General features: G+C 56.0%; 18 protein-coding genes. 3 read left to right on the forward strand and 15 right to left on the reverse strand.

Annotated features, from left to right (window positions below):
- Positions 1–385 precede the first annotated feature (385 nt).
- Positions 386–1,141: a tetratricopeptide repeat protein gene (locus tag NZ823_12250; protein ID MCS6805893.1), complete on the reverse strand. Its 756-nt coding sequence runs from the start codon at positions 1,139–1,141 to the stop codon at positions 386–388.
- Positions 1,142–1,259: 118 nt separating this feature from the next.
- Here NZ823_12250 and NZ823_12255 point away from each other — a divergent pair, with 118 nt between their 5' ends.
- Entirely contained in the window at positions 1,260–2,051 is a 792-nt protein-coding gene (locus tag NZ823_12255) for a Uma2 family endonuclease (protein ID MCS6805894.1), read from the forward strand.
- Between the two features lie 113 nt (positions 2,052–2,164).
- Here the strand turns inward: NZ823_12255 and NZ823_12260 are convergent, their stop codons facing one another.
- Both NZ823_12260 and accC read right to left on the reverse strand, forming a co-directional pair.
- Positions 2,165–3,892, reverse strand: a complete 1,728-nt coding sequence (locus NZ823_12260; protein ID MCS6805895.1) for a propionyl-CoA carboxylase — start codon at positions 3,890–3,892, stop codon at positions 2,165–2,167.
- 309 nt (positions 3,893–4,201) lie between these two features.
- On the reverse strand, positions 4,202–5,545 hold the full coding sequence (gene accC, locus NZ823_12265; protein MCS6805896.1) for an acetyl-CoA carboxylase biotin carboxylase subunit: 1,344 nt from the start codon (positions 5,543–5,545) through the stop codon (positions 4,202–4,204).
- 299 nt (positions 5,546–5,844) lie between these two features.
- On the opposite strand from accC, the gene NZ823_12270 reads away from it, so the two are divergent.
- A complete protein-coding gene (locus tag NZ823_12270; protein MCS6805897.1) occupies positions 5,845–6,063 on the forward strand; it encodes an AtpZ/AtpI family protein in 219 nt (72 codons plus the stop codon).
- A 61-nt stretch (positions 6,064–6,124) separates the two neighbouring features.
- Here NZ823_12270 and pta read toward each other — a convergent pair whose 3' ends face one another.
- Positions 6,125–7,123 carry a phosphate acetyltransferase gene (pta, locus tag NZ823_12275; protein ID MCS6805898.1) on the reverse strand — a complete coding sequence of 333 codons (999 nt, stop codon included), beginning with the start codon at positions 7,121–7,123 and terminating at the stop codon, positions 6,125–6,127.
- A 321-nt stretch (positions 7,124–7,444) separates the two neighbouring features.
- On the opposite strand from pta, the gene NZ823_12280 reads away from it, so the two are divergent.
- On the forward strand, positions 7,445–8,836 hold the full coding sequence (locus NZ823_12280; GenBank protein ID MCS6805899.1) for a hypothetical protein: 1,392 nt from the start codon (positions 7,445–7,447) through the stop codon (positions 8,834–8,836).
- Positions 8,837–9,012: 176 nt separating this feature from the next.
- Here NZ823_12280 and NZ823_12285 read toward each other — a convergent pair whose 3' ends face one another.
- The 11 genes from NZ823_12285 to NZ823_12335 form a co-directional block, all read right to left on the reverse strand.
- Positions 9,013–9,804, reverse strand: coding sequence for a urate hydroxylase PuuD (locus tag NZ823_12285; GenBank protein ID MCS6805900.1), 792 nt, complete (start codon positions 9,802–9,804; stop codon positions 9,013–9,015).
- A gap of 416 nt (positions 9,805–10,220) precedes the next feature.
- Complete coding sequence (locus tag NZ823_12290; protein ID MCS6805901.1) at positions 10,221–11,402, reverse strand: S8 family serine peptidase; 1,182 nt, start codon at positions 11,400–11,402, stop codon at positions 10,221–10,223.
- A 65-nt stretch (positions 11,403–11,467) separates the two neighbouring features.
- On the reverse strand, positions 11,468–14,365 hold the full coding sequence (locus tag NZ823_12295; protein MCS6805902.1) for a CHAT domain-containing protein: 2,898 nt from the start codon (positions 14,363–14,365) through the stop codon (positions 11,468–11,470).
- Between the two features lie 11 nt (positions 14,366–14,376).
- Entirely contained in the window at positions 14,377–15,015 is a 639-nt protein-coding gene (locus NZ823_12300) for a hypothetical protein (GenBank protein ID MCS6805903.1), read from the reverse strand.
- Positions 15,016–15,027: 12 nt separating this feature from the next.
- Positions 15,028–15,723: a sigma-70 family RNA polymerase sigma factor gene (locus NZ823_12305; GenBank protein MCS6805904.1), complete on the reverse strand. Its 696-nt coding sequence runs from the start codon at positions 15,721–15,723 to the stop codon at positions 15,028–15,030.
- Between the two features lie 703 nt (positions 15,724–16,426).
- Positions 16,427–17,719, reverse strand: a complete 1,293-nt coding sequence (locus tag NZ823_12310) for a pilus assembly protein TadG-related protein (protein MCS6805905.1) — start codon at positions 17,717–17,719, stop codon at positions 16,427–16,429.
- A 122-nt stretch (positions 17,720–17,841) separates the two neighbouring features.
- Entirely contained in the window at positions 17,842–18,273 is a 432-nt protein-coding gene (locus NZ823_12315; GenBank protein MCS6805906.1) for a pilus assembly protein, read from the reverse strand.
- A 3-nt stretch (positions 18,274–18,276) separates the two neighbouring features.
- Positions 18,277–18,696, reverse strand: coding sequence for a pilus assembly protein (locus NZ823_12320; GenBank protein MCS6805907.1), 420 nt, complete (start codon positions 18,694–18,696; stop codon positions 18,277–18,279).
- Positions 18,697–18,772: 76 nt separating this feature from the next.
- Positions 18,773–18,970 (reverse strand): hypothetical protein, encoded by a 198-nt coding sequence (locus NZ823_12325; protein MCS6805908.1) that lies wholly within the window; start codon positions 18,968–18,970, stop codon positions 18,773–18,775.
- Between the two features lie 702 nt (positions 18,971–19,672).
- Positions 19,673–20,920, reverse strand: a complete 1,248-nt coding sequence (locus NZ823_12330; GenBank protein MCS6805909.1) for a pilus assembly protein TadG-related protein — start codon at positions 20,918–20,920, stop codon at positions 19,673–19,675.
- A gap of 291 nt (positions 20,921–21,211) precedes the next feature.
- A complete protein-coding gene (locus NZ823_12335) occupies positions 21,212–22,477 on the reverse strand; it encodes a VWA domain-containing protein (GenBank protein MCS6805910.1) in 1,266 nt (421 codons plus the stop codon).
- Positions 22,478–22,533 lie beyond the last annotated feature (56 nt).

Consider the following 22,533-nt stretch of genomic DNA (forward strand, 5'->3'; position numbering starts at 1 on the left):
GAGAGCAATCCTCCGGCATTTTGTTGACCACCAAACGCCGATTACCAGAGGCAGTCCGCGCTGCTGATGCCTGGTCATTGCTCAATGAGCAATCTGAGATAACCCTCAACGATGAACGATGAACAGCATGGAACGAATTCCACTTCTCATCATCTAGCGGGGCAGATACGAGATCAATCATGCTTCAACACGTCTGCGCCGTCTCCAAATATCGGCATGTCGCCTCCAGCGACAAGAGGCAATACATCGCCGAGTCAGTACTCCTACCACAGCCGTTGCAAGCGCATCAGAGCGCGAACTTGGATGCGCTCGCTGATGGGGCGTCGGACCGCGAACTCGGATGCGCACGTTGATAAAGCGTTGATCACGTACAACGCGCTGGCATTCACCGCTCACGCTCAAGAAACTCTTGAATTTCTTGTCGAAGCCGCTCGGCCTCTCGACGTCGAGGCGTGTACGTCCTGATGACGTTCTCACATTCTTTGATGGCTGAGTCGAAATCATCCGTTTTCAAATAGGCGAGCGCCAAGTGCCACATGGCTTCGCCTCGGATGCGGCCACGACCAAACCGAACAGCCGATTGAAGCGGCCCGATGGCCAGCAGCGGTTTTTCGAGCATCAAGAGCGACACGCCACGATAGAAATGCGCTTCAGCATGGCGTGGAGAAGATTGCAAGAATTGAGCCAGTTGCTGCTCAGCCGTGGCAAAATCCGCGCGTTGGTATGATTGCATGATCTGATGAAACAGGCTTGATTGCCCGTTGGCAGGCATGTCGCCGCCCGGCTCTCGCCAAATCAAATCATCCTCCTGTGGCTGAGGCGGAGTATACACTGCCTGAGCAATTTTCAACGTGCGCCAAGGATTCTCACGCGACGGCGCTTGCATCGAGGACGACGATGGCGCTGTCGAAGTTTGCAGCGGCCCATCCGATGGCGCTTCAACCGGCCATCCACGACCTAACAACAGCAGACCTCCGACAACCACCAGCAACACGGTAGCCAGCCCAAATACTCGGCGGCGATGCCGAATGTACCAAGCCGGAGCACCTGATGACGGCAAAGCTACAGGCGACGCATTTTCACCCTCCGACAGAGAGGCCTCAGGCCTCTGGAGGTCTTCATTGACCAACTGCGGTTTCATACGGCCTCTGCTGTTACTTTCTGTCAGGAACCACGCGACAATAATACCGCAATGCCAAACTGAATCAAAGTTCACAGCCAGAGCAGCAGAGCACTGCCTGTTCTTGACGGTGTTGGAGGTGGCAGTGTATAAAGGCGGCATGAACCGGACAGAGCACGCTCCATCAGAAGGCCAAGAAGCGACGTTGGCGCCGCTGCCGGCGTTGCCGTTTGATGTCAATGAATTGGTGACGGAGGACGATACGCCGGTGGATAATTTGTTTTCAGAGAAGCAGCAACGTTTGCTGACGGAGCCACTGTACAGTAGCTGGGCGGGGCCGGAGCCGGAGGCCGAAGGCGGGGGGCGCCGGCCATTTTTGGTAGCGTCAAATGTGGGACTGTTTTTTGCATGGCGAGAGCCGCCGCTTGTGCCCGATGTATTTTTGAGCCTTGACGTGGCGGTTCCCGAACAATGGCACGAGAAGAGCCACCGGTCGTATTTCTTTTGGGAGTTTGGCAAGGCGCCGGAGGTGGTGGTGGAGATTGTCTCCAATCGTGAGGGCAATGAGCTGGGGAGCAAGAAGCAGCAGTATGCGCGCATCGGCATAGCCTATTACGTGGTCTACGACCCGACGCACCAGTTGGGAGAAGAGACGTTGTATGTGTTTGAGCGGCGTGCTGAGGGATATATTGCTCGCGCGGAGCGTTATCTGAGCGGAATTGGGCTAGGCGTGACGTTGTGGGAAGGCGTTTATGAAGGCAAGCAGGACACGTGGCTGCGCTGGTGTGATCAGCACGGCCGCGTGATTCCAACAGGCGCTGAACGCGCAGCCCAGGAAGCCCAACGGGCCGAACGCGAAGCTCAACGGGCCGAACGGCTGGCTACGAAGCTGCGGGAACTGGGCTTTGATCCCGATCAAATCGGTTCCTAATGACTCTCAACCCCAACGACGCGTCACCGAGCCAAGGCGGCCTTATCTTCACACGCTGAACACCTGTCAGGCCATCGCCGGGCTGTTTGTCTCCGTCACGGTGAAGCAACAGGTCATCTTTCGATGAGGACATTCAAATCATGTAGTGACCAGATGCGTGGGTTCTTCACGCGCCGGTAGCCGATGCTCTGATAACACATCTGGACAATCGTCTCCAAGTAACTGCGCAGCTCGCTCATTTTGACAATTTCGTCCACGTCTTGTTGGCGTGCCGTCAGGATTGGGTTCATCTCAGCAGTGATACGGGCTTCCACGGCCTCCATGCCACGTCGCACTTCCTCGTACTCCTCTTGGGTGGTAAAAATGATATTGAAATCGTCATCGAGTCGGGCGTTGTAGGTGCCGATGGCCAGCGTGCGGCCTTCCATCACAGCCAGCCGTGTGATCGGCGTTGCCAGTTGCAAGACCGGATCATAGGGCATACCGGCCATGGCGTAATAGCCTGCGCCTGAGGCCTTGCGCAGCAGGACGGTGATCATCGGCGTCGAGTTGGTCGAATTGGTATAAATCAAACTTGAGCCGTAGCCGAGCAGTCCTTGCTTTTCCGCCTCCGGCCCGATGTCGAAGCCGGAGATGTCCTGAAGCCAGATGATCGGCAAGCCATCGTCATTGCAGGCGCGGGAGAACTGAGCAATTTTGGCAATCCCCTCTCGATAGAGGATACCGCCGGGTCGCTTCACATGGTGGCTCACCGGATGGTCGGTGAGGAACTGATTATTGGCAATGATGCCGACATACAGACCACTGATACAGCCAACGCCGCAGATCATTTCCTGACCCTGCTGCGGCATCAATTCCCAGAACAGCCCGGCATCCACCAAGCGAGCGATCACCTGCCGCATGTCGTAAGCCATACGGTAATCCACGGGAAATAACCCATCCAGCTCTGCCGGATCAAAGCGAGGTGGGGCAGATTGCATACCATAGCGATAATACTCGACGGCGCTGCTGGGCAACTTGGCGACTTCCCGACGGATCATGCGCAGCAACGTATCATCATCGGGCACACGCGCGTCGGCGCAATTAGACAGGTGTACATGCACATCAGGGCCGCCAATGCTGAGGCTGGTGATCTTCTGCGATTTGCCACCTTTGACCAGCGCCGCGCCGGCAATCACCATATAGGCGTCTTCAGTCATGTAGACAACGTCGCTAATAATCGGCATATAACCGCCGCCGGCAATGCAATCCCCACAAACGCCAGCAATCTGTGGCACGCCGTGGGCGCTGAGCAGACTGTTGTACTTGAAAATATGGCCAGCGCCGGTTTTGCCAGGAAACGTGTGAATCTGTTCGGGGAGGAACAGGCCGCTGCAATCAACCAGATAGATCACCGGAATGCGCAAACGTAAGGCGATTTCTTGCGCGCGTTGAATCTTCTCCGGCGTGCGCGGCCACCACGCGCCTGATGCCACCGTGTTGTCGTTGGCAATGACTACGGTGTGTCGCCCTTCCACTTGAACGAAGGCGGTGACAACGCCCGCGCTTGGCGACGTTCGTTGCTCTTCGCCGAACGTCAACCCTTCATTGACAAACGTGCCGATGGGGAACACAGCCGTGCCTGCGTCTTTGAGCCGCTCGATACGCTCCCAGGTGGTCAGCTTGCCTTTCTGGTGAACGCGCTCAACGTATTTCGGACCCCAGCCAGCGCGCACCTGTTCGCGTCGAGCTTGTAGCTCCAGGTTCAACGCTTGCATGGCGCGTAAATTTTCTTGGTATTGGTCAGGCGTGAGAAAATGATGCAGCGATGTGCCGATCGGTTCTAGGATAACCTTAGCCATAAAGCACCCCTGTGGTGGAAATCCGAAATCCGAATATCGAAATCCGAAACAAGTTCAAAAATCCAAATCCCAAGCCCTCTTCGAGGGAAACCCGGCCCTCTTCGAGGGAAATCCGAAGCCCCGGCGGGGAAATCCCAAGCACGAAATCCCAAATCCGAAACAAATTCCAATGACCAAACTCCAAATGGCAGACAATGAGTGGGGTAGTGTTTGGAACATTGAGATTTTGACGTTTGAACTTGTTTCGGACTTCGTGCTTCGGACTTCGGATTTCCCTCGAAGAGGGCTTCGGGCTTTTCCCCATTTTCTTCAATCAACCAGCATGCGTTTGAGAAATTCGACATCGTACTGTCCGCTGACGAACTCAGGCGCAGCCAGAATACGCTGATGCAGCGGGATTGTAGTGCGGACGCCCTCAATACGAAATTGCCTCAACGCCTCTGCCATAATACGCAACGTCTCCGGTCGCGTCCTCCCATGCGCAATCAGCTTGCCAATCATCGAATCGTAGAACGGCGGGATGGTGTACCCGGCTTCAACGTGTGTGTCCAATCGGAGTGCCTCGCCTGTTGGTGGATCAAACACAGTGATGCAGCCGGGGTCAGGTTTGAATCCGTTTTGTGGGTCTTCGGCGTTGATGCGACATTCAATCGCATGACCGTTCCACCGGACCTCGTCCTGTTTGATCGTCAACGGTTGATTGGCGGCGATACGAATTTGCTCTTTGACGATGTCCACACCCGTGACCATTTCGGTGACCGGATGCTCGACTTGAAGCCGCGTGTTCATCTCCATGAAGTACAAGCGACCGTCGGCATCGCGTAGGAATTCAACGGTGCCGGCGCTGACATATCCGATCGCCTTCATGGCCGCGACGACGCGCTCGCCCATGCGACGGCGTGTATCAGCATCTATCACCGGCGATGGAGATTCTTCGACCAGTTTTTGGTGATGACGCTGGACTGAGCATTCGCGTTCACCCAGATGAATGACATGACCAAACGCATCGCCCAGCACTTGAAATTCAATGTGTCGGCCACCTTGAATGATCTTTTCCAAATAGAGGCCAGGGTGACCAAACGCTTTCTCTGCCTCCAAGGCGGCCTCGTCGAAAAAGCGTTGCAACTCGCCTTCATCGCGACAGACGCGCATCCCCTTGCCGCCGCCGCCGGCTGTGGCCTTCAACAAGACGGGATAGCCAACGTAGCGGGCCACCTGTTTCGCCTCATCCACATTGGCCAGAAGCGATGCAGAGCCGGGAATCGTTTCCAAGCCGGCGGCCTGCATGGTTTGCTTGGCTGTCAGTTTGTCGCCCATCAATCGAATCGCGTGAGGCGGCGGCCCGACAAACGCAATCTTCTGTCGCAAGCACCGCTCGGCAAAGAGCGCGTTCTCCGACAGGAATCCATAACCGGGATGCAGCGCCTGACATTCGTATTGCTCGGCCGCTTGCAGCACGGCGTCCATGTTGAGGTAGCTTTCTTTGCTCTGCGCTGGACCGATGCAGACACTCTTATCCGCCAAGCGTAAATGCGGCGAGTCGCGGTCTGCGGATGAGTGCACGGCGACCGTTTCAATGCCCAGCTCACGGCAAGCGCGTATGATGCGCAATGCGATCTCTCCTCGATTGGCGACTAGCAGTCGGCGAAACATAGACGGTCACACAGCAATTTTTTAGGAAATGGGCTTGGGTGCATTGCTTGAATCCTCGTGGCCAGAGCTGTGGGAAACGAGCGCAGCGCATCGAAGGCGCAGAGAAAAAGGGAGCGTTTCTGCAATCGCCGTGATCTGGACAAGTCTCTCTTCATTCTTCCTGGCCTGTCGTAGCACGCAGGTAAGTCTTGAAATGTTCGTACAGGGCGGAAATATAACACGAGACCTATACGAGCAGAAAGCCTCTTGCCGATTGAGGCCGGCGGCTCATTCGTCTACAATCAAACGAGGTGATTGTCATGGCAAAGTCAGATACGCCAGAACAACTGAAGAAATTTGGTATGGCCATGTCGCTTGGCACGGTGTTCATTTCTTACATTTTGGCTGGAGGCCTGATCGGCTATTATCTGGACAAGTGGCTTGGCACCACGCCGTGGATGTTTCTGATCTGGTTCGCGCTGGGCGTGGGCGGCGCGATTTACCAAGCATTTCGGATTTCAGCTCGACTGAATCAGTAACCTGTGAGGCAGTGACCTACGACTCACACGTGCGACTCGATTGAACGCTGCCCGATGCGCCTCACGAAGCCAGCGCTTGCACCGCTGTGACGGCGATGGCCTCGACGATGTCTTCAGCCGTGCAGCCACGCGATAAATCGTTGACCGGCTTGTTCAGCCCTTGCAAGATCGGCCCGATGGCGGTGGCTCCGGCCAGCCGTTCGGTCAGTTTATACGCGATATTGCCAGCGTCGAGGTTGGGAAAGATCAGCACGTTGGCCCGACCGGCAACTGGCGAGCCTGGCGCTTTTTTCTCGCCGACCAATGGCACTAACGCAGCGTCTGCTTGCAGCTCACCATCAATCTGCAACTCGGGCGCACGGGCGCGAGCCGTCTTCACTGCTTCGACGACTTTCTCCACGAATGGATGAGCGGCGCTCCCTTTGGTGGAGAAGGAGAGCATCGCCACGTAAGGTTCAACCTCCAGTAATTGTCGGCAACTGTGCGCCGAGGCCAGTGCGATCTCGGCCAGCTCTGCTGCCGAAGGGTTCACCACCACGCCACAATCGGCATAGATCAAGGCGCCTTGAGCGCCCACGCGAGCATCGGGCAGCACCATGATGAAGAAACTAGAGACGAGGCGAAAGCCTTCTCGTAATCCGACCACCTGAATGGCTGCCCGCACGGTCTCAGCCGTCGTGTGAACAGCGCCGGCCACCGCGCCATCAGCGTTGCCTTCCCGCACCATCATCGCGCCGAAGTAGAGTGGGGCCAGCATCTGCTGTCGCGCTTCGTTCAGCGTGATCCCTTTGGACCGGCGCAATTCAAAATAGAATCGAGCATAGGCTTCAAGGTCACTGGATCGCGCCGGCTCCACTATGCTTATCTGATGCAGCGGCACGTTCAGTCGAGCGGCTTCTTCTCGGATGACGGCTTCGCGTCCAAGCAACGTCACGTGGGCGATCCCTTGACTAACGCAGATAGCTGCTGCCCGCAGCGTCCGTTCGTCTTCGCCTTCAGGCAGCACGATCCGTCGTGGATGAGCCTGGGCACGTTGTTTGATACGATCCAGTACGCTCATTGCATTTTCCTTCGTTGCGGCGGCAAACCATGCCATTGCCTCACAGCTTTGTCAACCTTGGCACGAGCCGTAGAGTGAGCGAGTCGTCACAGACCAAACGACAAGCTCTACACCAAATGACGGGTCACGAACGCAGCGGCGCGGCGCGGGCTTATGGACTGTCTACTTGTTGAAATGAACTTGCTCGTTAATCTCCAGGATGAAATTAAGTAGTAATCCTGATAGCTATCACGTCGCGGTTTTGATATACTGCCGCCCGTGTGAGAAGTGAGAGATAGACGAGTGGTTGTAGAACGAACCGAAGCCATTGTGGAGGAGATCATGAACAAGAACGATCAGGAGGGTCTTAGCCCAATCCCGGCGGGCGCAGTGCCCATTCGCTTCACTCGTTCCAACCGAGAAGCCCGGTTGCCCCTGCTGATGTTTGTTGCCGCTGGCCGTGATGCGACGCGGCTCCTGATGCCGCTGCTGTTGTTTGTCATAGTGCTGACGGTGGCGACGCCTGCGCACCACGCGCAATCCGTCTCGGCGTTGATTCAAGTGCCGGTTGGTTACTTCTATGTCAACACGCCGGCCATAGGCGATCTGAACGGCGATGGTCAACTGGACATCATTGTCTCGGCCAGTGGGGTCCATCCTCGGATTTTTTCCATGTCCATGTCGGGCCTGATCACGGCTGTGGCCAGCGATGGTTCGATTTTGCCCGGTTGGCCTGTCCTCACGGATGAAGACGTTGCGATGTTGCCCCCTACGCCGGCTATTGTCGCCGACGTGGACGGTAGTGGTTGGCCTGAAGTCATCTGCGGTCATGGGCGCACGCTTTATGTGTTCAGCGCGAATGGGCGACTAATCTGGAAGCAGCGGATCGAAGGCTACTTCAAAAGGAGACCGGAGGTCGCCGATTTGAATCATGACGGTCGGCTGGAGATTATTGCGTCAGCCGATTACTTCTTGGGCCAGGCCAGAATCTACGCCTGGCATTCCAACGGCAAGCCGCTTGCCAACACGCCCATCTTCATTGATGAATACTTTGCCTCATCGCCGAGCGTGTACCGTCAACATGAGGAGACGCTCATCGCCATTGGCGGCGGCAATGGGTATGCCGATCAAGCTGGCACGCTCTATCTGTTTGCTTATGAGCAGGGGCAATTCCGACAACGATGGATTCATCGCATCGGTCAGCACCCGATTTGCAAGCCTGTTTTTGCCGACCTTGATGCTGATGGCGAGATAGACGTTTTAGGCGGCACGTATGCACCATTGGTCTATGCGCTACGTGCGTCTGACGGAACGTTTTTGCCTGGCTGGCCTCGATCGGTGGCCGGCAGCGTCTTCACCTCACCGGCCGTCTATCAAGATACTTTTCGCACGATTGTCGTCGCCGTCGCGTTGACCGGCACAATCTATGCCTGGAATGAACGAGGCCAATTACAATGGCAACAGCAGATTGATCCCAACGCGATTGAGCAGATCACGCTCGCTGATGTGGATGCGGCTGCTGACAACATGCCTGAAGTGCTTCTGGGCATCAACGGCGGCATTAGCGCTTTCGGTATCCTCGACGGACGGCCTGTCAAAAAATGGGACTTGACCAACCATTGGGTCACCGGGGCCTTACAAGCTCAACTCCAACCTAGCAGCGCACCCAACCTGATTCTCGGTGGCGTTGACAACCGGACTGAACGCGCCAAATTGTTTATCCTTCAAAATTGAAGGCCGGCAGGCCAAGAGCATCGGCAAACAATGAAGCGCCCTCGGCAACAGGGCTCACTGCCGGTGCGCTTCGCTTCTCACCGTCGGGCGTATGTGCCGTTCACGAACGAAACCATCTGCAACAGGGCTCATTGCCGGTGCGCTTCGCTTCTCACCCTCGGCCCTCATTGCTTTGTTCACGGACGAAACCAAATGTAGTCTCCATGTGAGGTGGCCATGAAGAACAACATGGGCAACGATAACCAAAAGTTCGTGCGCGAAGCCATGAACGCGCGACGCGCCAGTTGAGCCGATTCGGGTGGAATTGGCGTTCCGTCCTGGGCATTGGCCTTCGTCCACGCGATAATTCGTTTCTGATGCGGCCAGATAATGCCCCACACATTCAGCATCATAATCAACCCGATTCCACCGCCAATACCGATGGACGCTGATTTGTTGGTAAAATGCATTCCTGTCGGGGTCGGAATGGTGAATGTTTTAATCATCAAGAACGACATGATGAGCACCACCAACACGACCGCCACGGCAATAAACCAGCCCTTGTCAATGCGCCCCGGAACGAGCATCAAGAACCCATAGATGATGCCCCACGCCAGCAGCGACCAGCCAAGCCATTGAATGAAGACGCCACCCATCGGCACTTTGGCGTTTTGGGCGTCCGGGCGCAGAATGTACATGACATAGTAACCCAGTCCCATCAACACGGTGACCACAGCACCCCAGCGAAACCACCAGAGGGCGCGCGGCATCAGTTCCGGCACAACCTTGCCTTTGGTTGGCCCATCCAGGGCTTTCATGAAGTTGACGTTGACCAGGTTGAAAAAGTAGAGAAGCCCGATCCAAGCGATCCCGGCGACAAAGTGCACCCACCGCATGAAAATTCTCGGCAACTCATCTCCACTGGGACCGTGAACCTGCAACAGCAACGCGACGACAACCGGCAATCCGGTCAGTACCACTGGCAGCATAGTTTCCTCCTGTAGATGGATGTTTGGTTTGAGCAAAATCCTACTTCATTTCTCTTCACACACTGACGACCAATTGAGTGAGGCCATTGTAATGACCGACACGTACCCGGTCAAGAGGAAGAACTGGATGCCGTTGCCGACGCGGCGCCCTTCTTCATGGAGAGTGGAGAACTGCGCCCAGGGAGGCACTCAGTTGAAGTGGGTGTTGTTGATGTTGAAGCGGCTTAAGCCCCTCGGCAAAAGCGGCGCCATGAGCTCGGCATATCGGCCTGCTTGGCAGCGATGGGGCAACTGGGCCAGCCACGCGGCTTACCTGTGTGACCCAGAGGCGCTCAGCTTCATCAGGATTGCAACTGAGATAATCGAAGCTCCGTCTTCAAGACGCCAGATTGATTGAGCTCGGCCCTCGTTATGTATCACCGTGAAACAGCGGCCAGCACATCCAACCGGCCACGTCCAAGCATGCCGCGATAGCCCGGATTGAGCCCGTCAATGTTGACCGCTGAATCAAGCACGGCTTGCGCTGCATTGGCCCGACCAGACGATTTGACCAACGCGACAGCGCCGCTTGCGAGCGCCGCTGAAAACGACGTGCCGCTGGCTGACGCAAAACCGCCACCGGGGAAGGCGCTAATCAACTCGACACCGGGGGCGCACAGGTCTACGTGAGCACCATAATTGGAGAGAGCGGCTTTGTAATCAGACAGGTCTGTAGCGGCAATGGTCATCGCTTCTTCGACCGACGCCGGATACGGCACCGGCCAATTTGTATTGCTGTTGCCGGCGGCTGTGACTACGATGGCTCGACGCAGCGCCAGGTTCATGACGCCTCGCATCGCTTGTGGTTGACCGAGCGTGCCAAAGCTCAAGTTGATCACATCGGCGCCATTCTGCGCAGCGTAGCGGATCGCCTTCGCGATATTACTGGCCGTCCCACGACCGTCAGGGCCAAACGCGCGTACCGGCATAATCGTCACACCAGGAGCAACCAGCTTGATCAAGCCGGCCACAAGCGTTCCGTGTCCATAACCGATGCCGCCACTGACTTCAGAAGGATCACTATCGCGATCCACAAAATCATAACCGGATGTGAGAGACCCCAGAGCCGGGTGGGCTACATCAATCCCTGTATCAATCACGGCGACAACGACGCCACGCCCATCGGCCACAGCTTGAGCTGACATAACGCCGAGAAGCGAGAGCGCCGGTTGAGCCGCATAGGCGGCGCTGCTGCCGGGGCCATCTACATTGGCGATCGTTCGTTGATTGATTTCAGGAATCTGCAATAGATAGTTGGGTTCGACCGATTTGACATCACGATCAGCGCGGAGCTCACTCATCACCTGTTCAACGGTTCGACCCTGTGGGATGCCCAACAACCAGATTCGCTCATCCACCTCTTCGAGGACGACCAGATTGTAACGACCAGCTACGCCTTGAATCGTTCGCTGAGGTTTGAGCTCAACGATGATTGTCTGCGGATCATAACTGGCTGCCGATGAGTCAGCCTGAACAGCGGCATCATCGCCGACCGGGTTCACACTGCTCACATCAACAAGCGTGAGGCAGAGTATCAATCCAGCTATCATCACCAGCATGCTGAAACTCCATGAGTTTGTTGTGTGTTTTCTTGAATATCGGTCCCTCATGGTTCCCTCCAGTGTCAAAAGGCTGCTCCAATCAGTACAAACGGAGCCCAGTAATACGGATGTGGATGCTGTTGCTTCATCGCCAACTGAGCGGCTCGCAATGCAGCACGCTTGTTCAAGCCTTGTTTCAAGCCCTCGTACAACGTTGGCATGAAGGTCGCCGTTGAGCGATCTTTGACCATCCATGAGCTGACAATCAGCGATGAAGCGCCAGCATAGAGAAATCCACGTGTCAGTCCAAACAATTCATCGCCTGGATAAACGCCGTTCAAACCGGTTTCGCAGGCGCTAAGCGTGACCAGGTCTGCTTCAAGTCGCAGATTCAAAAGGTCGTAAAAGCTCACCCATCGGTCGGCTAGCTTCATCGCTGAGAACAGGGGTTGATCGGAACGAAACGTAGCATGCGTAGCCAAGTGCAGCAGACCAGCGCGGCTGCCGTCACAAAGGAGGCGTTGCCACGTGGCGTCTGGCCCCAGGACCGCCTTGGCTTCAGGCCACAGAGCTTTGAGCGCAGTGACCTCATCCGTGACGCAGGGCGCGGCGTCATCAGCAAGGCCCATCAGCAATATCGGCCCGGCCTTCTGTCGCGCCCGCGCTTTATCCACACACCACTTGAATACACTGGCGCTGGGCGCATAGGAAATTTCGTGATGATCAAGCAAGTAACGATGGCCATCGTACAATGCATGAAACGGAACGCTGTGCAGCAGGCCATGTGGCACGAATACCAGCCGCTTGCCTTCGATCAGCGATTCAATCGGCGCGATCAACTCAGTGTAGAGCTTCTTCAAACACGAATCAGCGAACGCCTGACGATTGCGTCGGTGAGCGTGAACAAATGCTTCGCCCAGCATGCATTGATTCAAGCTATGGCGCAGCGGGCGCAGTAATGATGACACGCGCTCGTCAGTGGTGATGTCATTCAGCAGATGAAGCTCCCGCCGCGTCAGCACGAACACCTTGACGCGTCCGTTGACGATGTAATACTCAACCAGCGCTTCATCGTCGGCCAAAGCGTCTCGCAACGCACCCACGTCCAATGAAAAACTGCTATACAGTGAGGCAGCCTCCGCGTCTTCGATGCGCAGTTGTTGAATCAACCGAGCTATCTGCTCCTCATCGGCTCGCGCAGCCGCATACAGCTCAGCCAGTCGGCCGGCCATACTCTGCTTGCCCTGCCACTCTATCTGCTCAATGCGCGTATAGTACCAATTCAACCGCTCGCGCAGCGTTTCAATTTGCTTGAACGAATCGCGGCTGCCAGGGTTGGAAGCCACCCGTTCAATCGTTCGACCCGTCTGAGACAACAGATCGAGCAAGACGCGGGATTTGGAAGCCTCAGCGTACCGAAACGCCGCTTCGATCATGTCATCGGTTTCTCGTTGTGAGCACCATTGAACAAGGTCTTCGTAGACGGACATCTTGTCATGAATGAAGGCGCAAGCCAATTGTTCCACCCGGATGCCACGCCGCAATCGTTCCACTTGCTCCACCGCGCGCGTGTAGTAGCGGTAGGCTTGATCTGCTTCGCCGGTTTGCTCCAGTAGATTGCCCAGGAAATGAAGTATCTGATAGGCCAAGGATGGCGCTTCGATCCTGCCAAGGGCAGTCAACGCCGCCTCGCTCAGAGATCGCGCGCGGGCGACATCGCCGCTGCTGAAGGCGATGCGCGCATGCTGAAATTGGGCATAGGCCGCTTTGGCGACCAGACGGTGTTGCTCAAACAGAGCCTCGGCCTGTTGGCAAAGCGACTCGGCCTGATCCCACTCCTGGCGGCGCGCGCACACCTCGCTCATGTGGAGCGCGGTCACGGCTGCAAACACATCGTTGCCTTCGGCGAGGAATCCCTGACGCGCCGCTGCTAGCTCTGAGGCAGCCGCGTCTAACCGGTTCTCACGCAGATGAACGATGCCCAGATACATGCGAGCCTTGAGCTGTTCATAGCGCATGTCCAGCGCCTGAAATTTCTCGATGGCCGATTGCGCCGCTTCACGAGCTTGCTGGTAAGCATTTAATTGCCAGTAGACCTCGGCCAGGTCCAGATCGCACAGCGCGTCCTGAGCCGGGTCGCCAAGCTGACAGGCTTGCAAACGAACCTCTGCAAATAGCCGCAGGCTCTCTTGAAATCGCCCTCGTTGGAAGTAGAGCCATGCGATGCTGTAGTCAGCTTGGTTGACCAGCAGCGGCATAGATAATCGCTCGTAGACCTCTCGGGCCTGCTGATAGAGTGTCACCGCCTGTTCAAACTGGTTTAAGCAGACGTAGACGTTGGCCGTGTTGTAGCTGACCGAGCCGATATTGAACTGATGGCCGCCCTCCTGATAGATACTCAATGCTTGTTGATAATGGCTCAGCGCCTCATGGTAGCGATCCAGCCGATGATAAACGTTGCCCATGTTTTCCAATGTCTGAGCGAGCAACAGGCGCTGGTCGTGATGGCGAAACACCTGACAGGCGCGCTGACCCACCGTCAACGCTTCTTCATAGCGTCCAAGATACATCAGCACATCGAGCTTGGCCCGCCCGATGCGCGCTGCATCAACGGGGCGATTGAGCCGATGATAAAGGCTTTCAGCCTGATCGTATTCAAGCAACGCCTCACGGTACCGCCCAGAAAAATGGCGCACCAGCGCCACGGCGTGATGAGCCAACGCCGTCGCGTCCGGCTGATCAATCAGTGTGGCGGCAGCCTGCGTCAGCTCGGCCAGCCGGATAGCCTGATGAATGTCAACGCGGATCAGATGAGCCACCTGCTCTTTCAACCGCTTGACCCAATCTACCGTAATGTATGCTCGATGCGCTGATAACAACCGATGCGCGTCAACGGCATCATCCTGTGAAAGGACCTGGCGCAGTAAGGCCTCAACGGGTAGCTCCGGCGTGCGGCTCGGCGTTGTGAGGGTTGGCATCATCGTCGTCATGGTCAATTGATCGGATCGGTAGCATCCAGTCCATGAATGGCTATCTCGCCGCTCTTGAGGCGGATGAGCAGGTTGTAAACGCCCTCAGGACTTTCATCAAGATAAAACCACCCAAACTCATTCGCGAACGTTCGGGCAACGAGCTCCGTTTGTTGATACAGCTCAACTTCGCCTCCGACGACCGATTCCAGGTCACCGCTGACCGGATTGGCCTGGCCGGTAATCAGCATACGAGGCTCACGTTCGCTGAAATGAATGCACAGGTCAATGTCGTACTCCGTGGTTCGGTAGAGCAGTTGTCTGGACATTTTTCGCGTGCTGCGAAATCCAAGCAGCATGTCTCGATCAAAACTGTCAGCTACCAACAATGCCACGTTTGAGCGATCAACCGGCGCTCCGATCCTGTGCTGATCAAACAAGCTCACCGCCCGCCGCATCAGCCACTCGGGCACATCGCGCAGCATCCAGTGATCTACCTGCGACCACACCTGTTGCAACTGGCTCACCTGCGCATTGCAGGTCGCACATCCTTGTTGCAAATGTTGGCGTATAAATGCGGCCTCGCGCGTAGACAACAGGTTGCGCACGAAGTCCGCGAGCTGTTCGATTGACGGACACCATTTTGAGTGGGCTACATCCATGCGTTGAGACCCTCAAAAGCCGAGTTGCTGAAGCGTCAACAGCAGTTTCCTTAAACATCGCCCGCGCTTGGGACCAATGGTGGAAACCGCAAACCCTAATTCCTCGGCAATCTCTTCATACGATTTCAACTCGTCGTCGAAAAAGAGTCGTGTCAGAAGGTGGCGACACGGCTCATCCATCATCGCCAGTGCGTGACGTACCAACTGCTGCTTTTCGAGGGTCTCTAACACCTCGTCCGGCAGCGGCTGAGTATCGGCCACATTCGCCGCTTGCTCTGCCACCTCGTCCAGATTGACGAACGCTTGACGGTGACGCCGCTTCAATCGCATGCAGTGATGAATGGCGATGCTGGTCAACCATGACCGAAACTTGCTGTGATCTTTTAAGCGGTCTAATCCGCTGAGCACATCGAGTATTACCGATTGAAACACATCGGCCACGTCCTCCGGCGCTAGTTTCGACTTCCACGCAATCGAATAGATCAGGCCGCCATGCCGCTCGATAAGCACAGTCCAGGCATCTCGATTCCCTTGCAAACAGGCTGCGATCAATTCAGGGTCGTTCTGTTGCCGGAACCGAACCATGGCCCTCCATGAGGCTGCCGGGTCTGGTTGAGCGCCTGCTTCGGCTCCATCGTCAACCACTGCATAAATCGTTTCTCGCGCTAGCCGACTCAGTTCCTCTATCACTTTCCACAGTGGTTCCACACCAGGCTGAGGCAACGAGGTTGATCGTGCTTCAGGCTGACTCATTCTGTTGCATAGTCCATCCATAGCTGTTTTCCCCAGCGATGCGAAGCAAACTTGATACCACTCGGTGGACGGTTGATAAGAATTTGTTTGACCACACTAATCACTAACTTTTCAATCCATTACATTGATCTTAAGAAGCCGTTGAAGATGGCCTTCTCACCAAAGCAATGAAACAGACCTTTCACTCTTGAGACGCTAGGAATCAGGGGTGAAAAAGCTGACCACACCCCTTTGTGTGGATGGCATCACTCAAGCGGATGGTGCGGCCAATTGATCAGCGTTGTTCAGCTCAGTCTTCGTGACCTGTCTTCTACTTTCCGAGGCTTCCGAGGCATCGCTCATGCTGTGATAGTGATGTTCAAAGATCATGCGCGTAAACCCTAAAGAACACGAAGACCGCGAAGTAGCTCATGGCGTTCTTGGAGACGTAGGTGATCCAGCTTGACGGGGCGGCACGTGCGGGGTTGGCTGAGGGCAGACAGCTTGTTGGGTCGAACCTTGAGGAGGGTCACTGTCGTCCAACGACCGCACGCGCCAGGATGAAATTGTTCAGGTCTACGTGAATCGTTCTGACATACAACTCTATATCATCACAGGCCACCTCGTTTGCGCTTCCAGCAAACGGCTCAGCGGCTTTTGCCAAACGATGTCTGGCTGGCTACTGATCGGTCAAGCGTCCCGTCAAAACCATGCGGCCTCCGCCGCTGACCGTTGACGTACCCGCATTTGGCGATGGCGCTGTACGCTCACCAACCTTAGAACGGCTGGCTACGAACCGACCCCACACATCACGACCGTTTGAGCCTTCGACAAAGAAGAAGGCGATGTTGGTCACTTTGAAATTAGACCGCCCGTTGCCCGGCGAATGGGCATAGCTGTAGAGCGGAATCGGGACGATCCGCGGGCTTTCGTTCACCGGAAAGTTGGGACTCATCACAACCCAGCGGCCCGCTGCGTTTCGTACCATATAGGCGCTGGGGTCCTTGGCAATCAGGTCATTCACACCTTGACTCGTTGGACCCACCATGTTACCCGTCTCTGTGGGTAGGAGGTCGCCAATCTGCACCAACCCCTGATAGCCATTGCGGATATTCTCACGGTACGTGCTGGCGCCATTACTTCCCAACGCCACCGCGCCATAATTGCCAGGCGTCAGCCACGGATTACTGTTGTTATTGTTATTTCCGTTGCCGTTCCCGTTATTATTTTTCTTCCCACTATTACAACTAGCAAATTGCTTGAGTGTGTAGCGAGTGCCGTTGACATCACGTGGATTGATCAAACCGGTGACCTGACCGCAGTCGCTTTGATTGCTCAGGTCCCAACCATTGAATTCGGGATCATACGGCGACTTGTAATGGTCGGATTGAACCGTCACGCCGTTCCATGTGTGTGGGTAATTTTTGAACTCACCGTGCGGTGTGGGGTTCACCTCACAATCGTTGAAAGGCACACAGAGTGAACCATGGCCGAACTGATCGAATATAGCCCACGGACGCAGCCCGTTGCCCAGCACCGCTCCGCTGATTGCCTCACTGGGCACAGCTTTGGCAGTCACTTTCAGGTCTGCGCTCGTTATGCCAATGGCTCGACCGAGAAACGTATCCACTGTCCGCTGGATATTGACCCGCGCAGTGCTGGGATTAGGGAAGAGAATGTCCGCCGGAGTAAGGATGACGGGCTGACCGTCAGCCAAATTCTTGGCAGCCGTTTCTATCGCCCACCGTTTAGCTGTGCCATTGTCAGCGTAATTGCCGGGGTCGGCAATCAAGCCCTGCACGGCAGCCAACGCGGCTGCGTCGGCGGCGTTCTGCAGTTGATTTCGCACGGTGAAGAAGTATCCGATGTCAACGGCCAACGCCGCCGCGCCCATGATGGCCACGGCCCCGGCGGCAATCAACACTAACATCGTACCCTTTTCTGCTCGCTTTCTGATGCTCGTCAATTTCATGTATACCCTCCTAGGTTAGATTGTGAGGCGCGTTGCCGACGGCTCGGCTCACTCCGCTGCCGACCGCGCTGGACAACGCCCCATGTGCCTGTTGGTGTTTTTCATTCGTTATTGTTTTTCATTCACTCATTAAACATGACAGTGGATGCCGTCAGTTGAATGTAGTCTCGTGGCAAAATGAAACTCAACGCGGTCAGCTCCACCCGGTAATTGAGTGTCACCTGAGCGGGTTGACCCGCTGCGCCATTTGCGCCTGTGACGGTGATCACCACATCATTAGGGTCTATGCCCATGCTCTGGATGCGCTGGATCACCTTGGTTCGTATCTCGGCATTGCTCAAATCACTGACCGTTGCTAAATGCGCGAATTCGCGCGAGGCCGCTCGAATGATATGCTCGGAGACGGCCAGCCGTCCTACGTCAATCAAGCCGGCAATCATCAGAATGGCCACTGGCGCGAGCAGCCCAAACTCAGCAAGTGACTGACCGCGCTGACGCCACCGGCAAGTCACCATCTTGAGAGAGTGAGTCAATGAACGCAGATTGAGCTTCATGGCTTATAACCTCATAACGGTCGTGGCGCTTAACTGATTCAGCTGCGCCGGCGATTGACCCGTGAGATAACTCACAATCCACATCCACAAATTCTGCGTCGGCGAACTGAATTGATAAGTAACCGTGACGCGCGCCTCGTTGGCGGCAGGAATCAATTGCGACTGGACGTTGACCCTGTTGACCTCCATGCCCGCCTGCGTACAGTAATTGAGCACCACCGCGTGAGCGCAATCTGAGCACCCTTGCTGAACGACCCGACGCACACCCACCCGAGACGCGTTGGTGATGATATGCTGCGCGCGCATGGCCATGCCAAAGTGCACCAGCCCAGCCACAATCATGACGATGATGGGAAAGGTCAGCGCCATTTCGACAATCGCCTGACCACGCTCCCTCGGTTTTCGACAGCCGTTTTTCGGCATGGTAATCCTCCTCATCTGATTCACGGATTGTCGAAACGAAAGGAGGAGTTCAACCGCAGCCTGATGTCGCTGATGCCTACTGGCATCGCACGTCAATGTCTCCGAGCGTCCATCTCAAGAGCAAGCTGCGTGCCATCGGCACGGCGACGCCTGAAAAATTGATCGCATCCATCACAACCAACAATGGTTCAATCAATTGTCCGAGCAGAGGCCACTGCATCGGCGTCCGTTCATGGCTCTCTGCGGATGTTTCAATGTGCCACGCTTGAAACATCTGCAATGCTTGTTAACGGCGTGACGGTGAAACAACGCCGGTCGAACGGCGGCAGGTTAGGGCTTGACAACAGGCTGCGAGCACTGGCACGACTCGGCCGTACCGCGGTGATAGGAATTTTGCTGATCGCATTTGGAGGTAGCGCTGAATCAGATGAAGGCAGCACAAGCAGTGGGCTCGGAGATTGACAACACACGGATCACAACATCGGCGTAAGGGCCCGGTTGAATCCACCTATCGCATCATTCCACTGCTCGTGCTCGCTTCATCCAATTCATCATTGTCAAGAGCGGCACAGGCGTCGTCAGCATACTCGAACGAGCGCCCATGCACTTAGTAGTCGCATGAACCGAGCGAAAAATTCATCAGCTCAGAAAAGATTTTCATCGAGCGTTGACAGACCGTTGCCGAGTATATCCGCCTGTGACCCGTCGCCACAGCGTGATCCGTTCCTGCTCATCCGCGTCTGTCTTCTGCTGCGCATAATAACCGGCCGTGACCCGTCGCCACAGCAGGATGAATCATCCACGCGGAAGGAACGCAGCCGATGTGTCTGAGCTGCCGCCGTGTGAAAAGAAAAAACGGGCGGCACGGACGAGATCGGCTCAACCGCTGCCGTCTCGCCGTGCCTGATCCCATGACGAGCATGCCGGACACACCGGCTGAGGGGTACAGAAAAGGGCGTACAACAAAACAACAACCTTATGGCGTTTCTACCAGCAGCGTGGTATTGACCATGCGTCCACTGCCGCTGGTTGTGCTGACTCCACCGATCGAAGGAGTGGCATGATGGTCAGCGTTCTTGGCGCGAATTTGAACGAACCGTCCCCAGACTTCCTTGCCGTTGGAGCCTTCCACGAAAAATGAAGCAATGCTGACGACCTTGAACGTTGTGCGGCCATTGCCCGGCGTATGATAGACGCCGTATAACGGAATCGGGACGATGCGCGGGCTTTCGTTCACGATGCCGGGCCTCAACGGGCTGAGCACCACCCATCGGCCGGCAGCATTTCTGGTCATATAGGCATTGGGGTCTTGAGCCACGAGGTCTCTAACACCCTTTTGCGTCGGCCCAACCATATCGCCGGTCTCTGTCGGCAGAATATCGCCGATGCGCACCAGGCCGCGGTATCCTTGCACAATGTTTGTTTGATAGGTTGACGCGCCGGTGGACCCAAGCGCAATCGGACCGAAGTTGCCGGGCGTCAGCCAGGGGTTCGAGCCGTTGCACGACTTAAACGATTTCAACGTCACCCGCTGGCCGGTCACATCGCGAGGATTGAGCAATCCGGTGACCTGGCCGCAATCGCTCTCGGCGCTCAGGTCCCAGCGATCAAACTCCGGATCATAGGGCGATTTGTAATGATCAGACTGAACCGTCACACCGTTCCATGTGTGCGGATAGTTTTTGAACTCACCGTGCGGTTTGGGCGATTCGCAATCATTGACCGGCACACACAGCGCGCCATGACCAAATTGATCCAAGATCGCCCACGGGCGCACGCCGCTACCGGCCACAGCCCCGCTAACGCCAGTGCTGGGCACCGCCTTGGCAGCCACTTTCAGGTCCACTTCGTTGATCCCGATGGCTCGCCCCAAGAACGTGTCCACTGTCTTTTCATACCTGATCTTCGCAGTGTTCGGCGTGGGAAATGTAATATCCGAAGGTGATAATATGACAGGCTGCCCGGCAGCCATGTTCTTGGCGGCCGTCTCGATGGCCCACCGCTTGGCCATACCACTCTCAGTGTAATTGCCTGGATCGTTGATCAACCCTTGCGCCGCCGCCAATGCTGCTGCATCAATCGCATTCTGCATCTGATTGCGCACTGTGAAGAAATAGCCAATGTCCACGGCCAGCGCGGCAGAGCCCATAATGGCGATTGCGCCGGCGGCAATCAGCGCGAGCATCGTCCCTCGTTGTCTTCGTGTCGGTTGAGCTGATTTCATCGTCATCCTCCCTTCGTCTATTGATTCTTGTTGATGTGGTGTTGGTGTGTAGCCACGTTGGCTCGTGACGCATACCTATCCAGCGCCCAGTTTTGCCCAGAAAGGCCAACCAGCCACAACAAAACCGAGACCACATCACGATGATTTTCCGGAACGATGAGGATCACTCTTCAGTGGCGATTTGCATCATTCCGTTTTGCCTCTTCTCCCAACCATAATAGGGACTGAAGCTGGCCCAAAAATTCAGCTCACGCCACCAAAGGCTATTGCCTGCCGATGTAACCGCGACCGTTAGGACAACAAACGAAAGGCCAGTCGTCGCCCGATTCGTCGCATCACCTGTGGAATCTCAGCAGGGCCGGGCGCGCTGTAGTAATGGTCGTCCGTGCCGGGCGCCGAAGAAGCTACGTATCGCAAGAGCTCAACCGCGTGAGGAGGCGCCGCGTTTCCATACCGAATGACGAAAATCTCGATCCCCTGCGCTTTGGCCAGATCAGCTTCTCGTCGGGTTTCTGCGTCACGGCATGATTGGTTGTTACAACTTCGGTTGTTCAATGGCGGCGCTTGAAAAGCGTCATGTGGGCTATACCACGTATTCATGCCATCCGAGAGCAGGATCATGACCTTACGATATTGATCGGGGCGCCCGCCTTGCTCAAACGGCCATTCGGGTGTGAGCACTTCGCGGCCCCATTTGATCCCTTCCATGATCAGCGTCCCAGAGTTCGCTTGTCCGCCCGGCGCCGTCATTCGGTTGACATGGGCGATGATCGTCTGTTTGTCATAACTGAGCGGCAGCACAGGCGTCAGCGGGTTTAGGCACGTTTCTTGAGGCGCGCCTTGATTCAATCGTCCATCGCGGCACCGACATCCATCGGGCAAACCGTCCTGACCGGCGATACGCACCTTTCCACGAAACGGCACGAGCGCGACTTTGACCGGCGGATTGACGCGGTCGCGAGCCCCATCGGGCAACATCAGGTTGACTAACTGATTGGTCGCCTGCTTGACGCTCTGTATCGGCGCGCCGTTCATGCTGCTGGTATTGTCAAGCACCAATGCGATCTCAACATGGTCGAATCCGGCGCTGGCACAGGCGCCGACCGTTCGATCCTCCAAGCCTAGCACACTCATGAAGCTCATACCGACGCTTGTTTCCGCACAGATGCGCACACCGCGTATGCCGGTGGTGGCTGTTACGCTCGTCAATACCGCGGCGGGCATGTTCCGATTCAGGTACTCACCGGCAGCTTGCTTGACCAAGCCTCTATTGAGTTCCGGGTCTTCCAACAACCACATGGCGCCGGCCAGCGCAGCCGCGTCGGCTGCTGCTTGCAGCCGCGCGCGCTCTACATAGAGGCGTCCCAGATCAACAGCAAACCCAACCATCCCGATCAGCGCAGGCAAGGCGATGGCCACAGCCACCAATACTTGTCCGCGTTTGCGCGACGGCCCATTTCCGTTGGCTGATGGATCAGCCGTCAGCGACATGAACCATCGCCACCACCAATGATGATGAGACACCATTCGAGCGAATGCAATTTCATTTCCCATCATACTCCTCCTCAACAACAAGACATAGGCCGTTTCCGGCCAGCCGTTATCATCAACGC

The sequence above is a fragment of the Blastocatellia bacterium genome (assembly GCA_025054955.1).
Classification (GTDB): domain Bacteria; phylum Acidobacteriota; class Blastocatellia; order HR10; family J050; genus JANWZE01.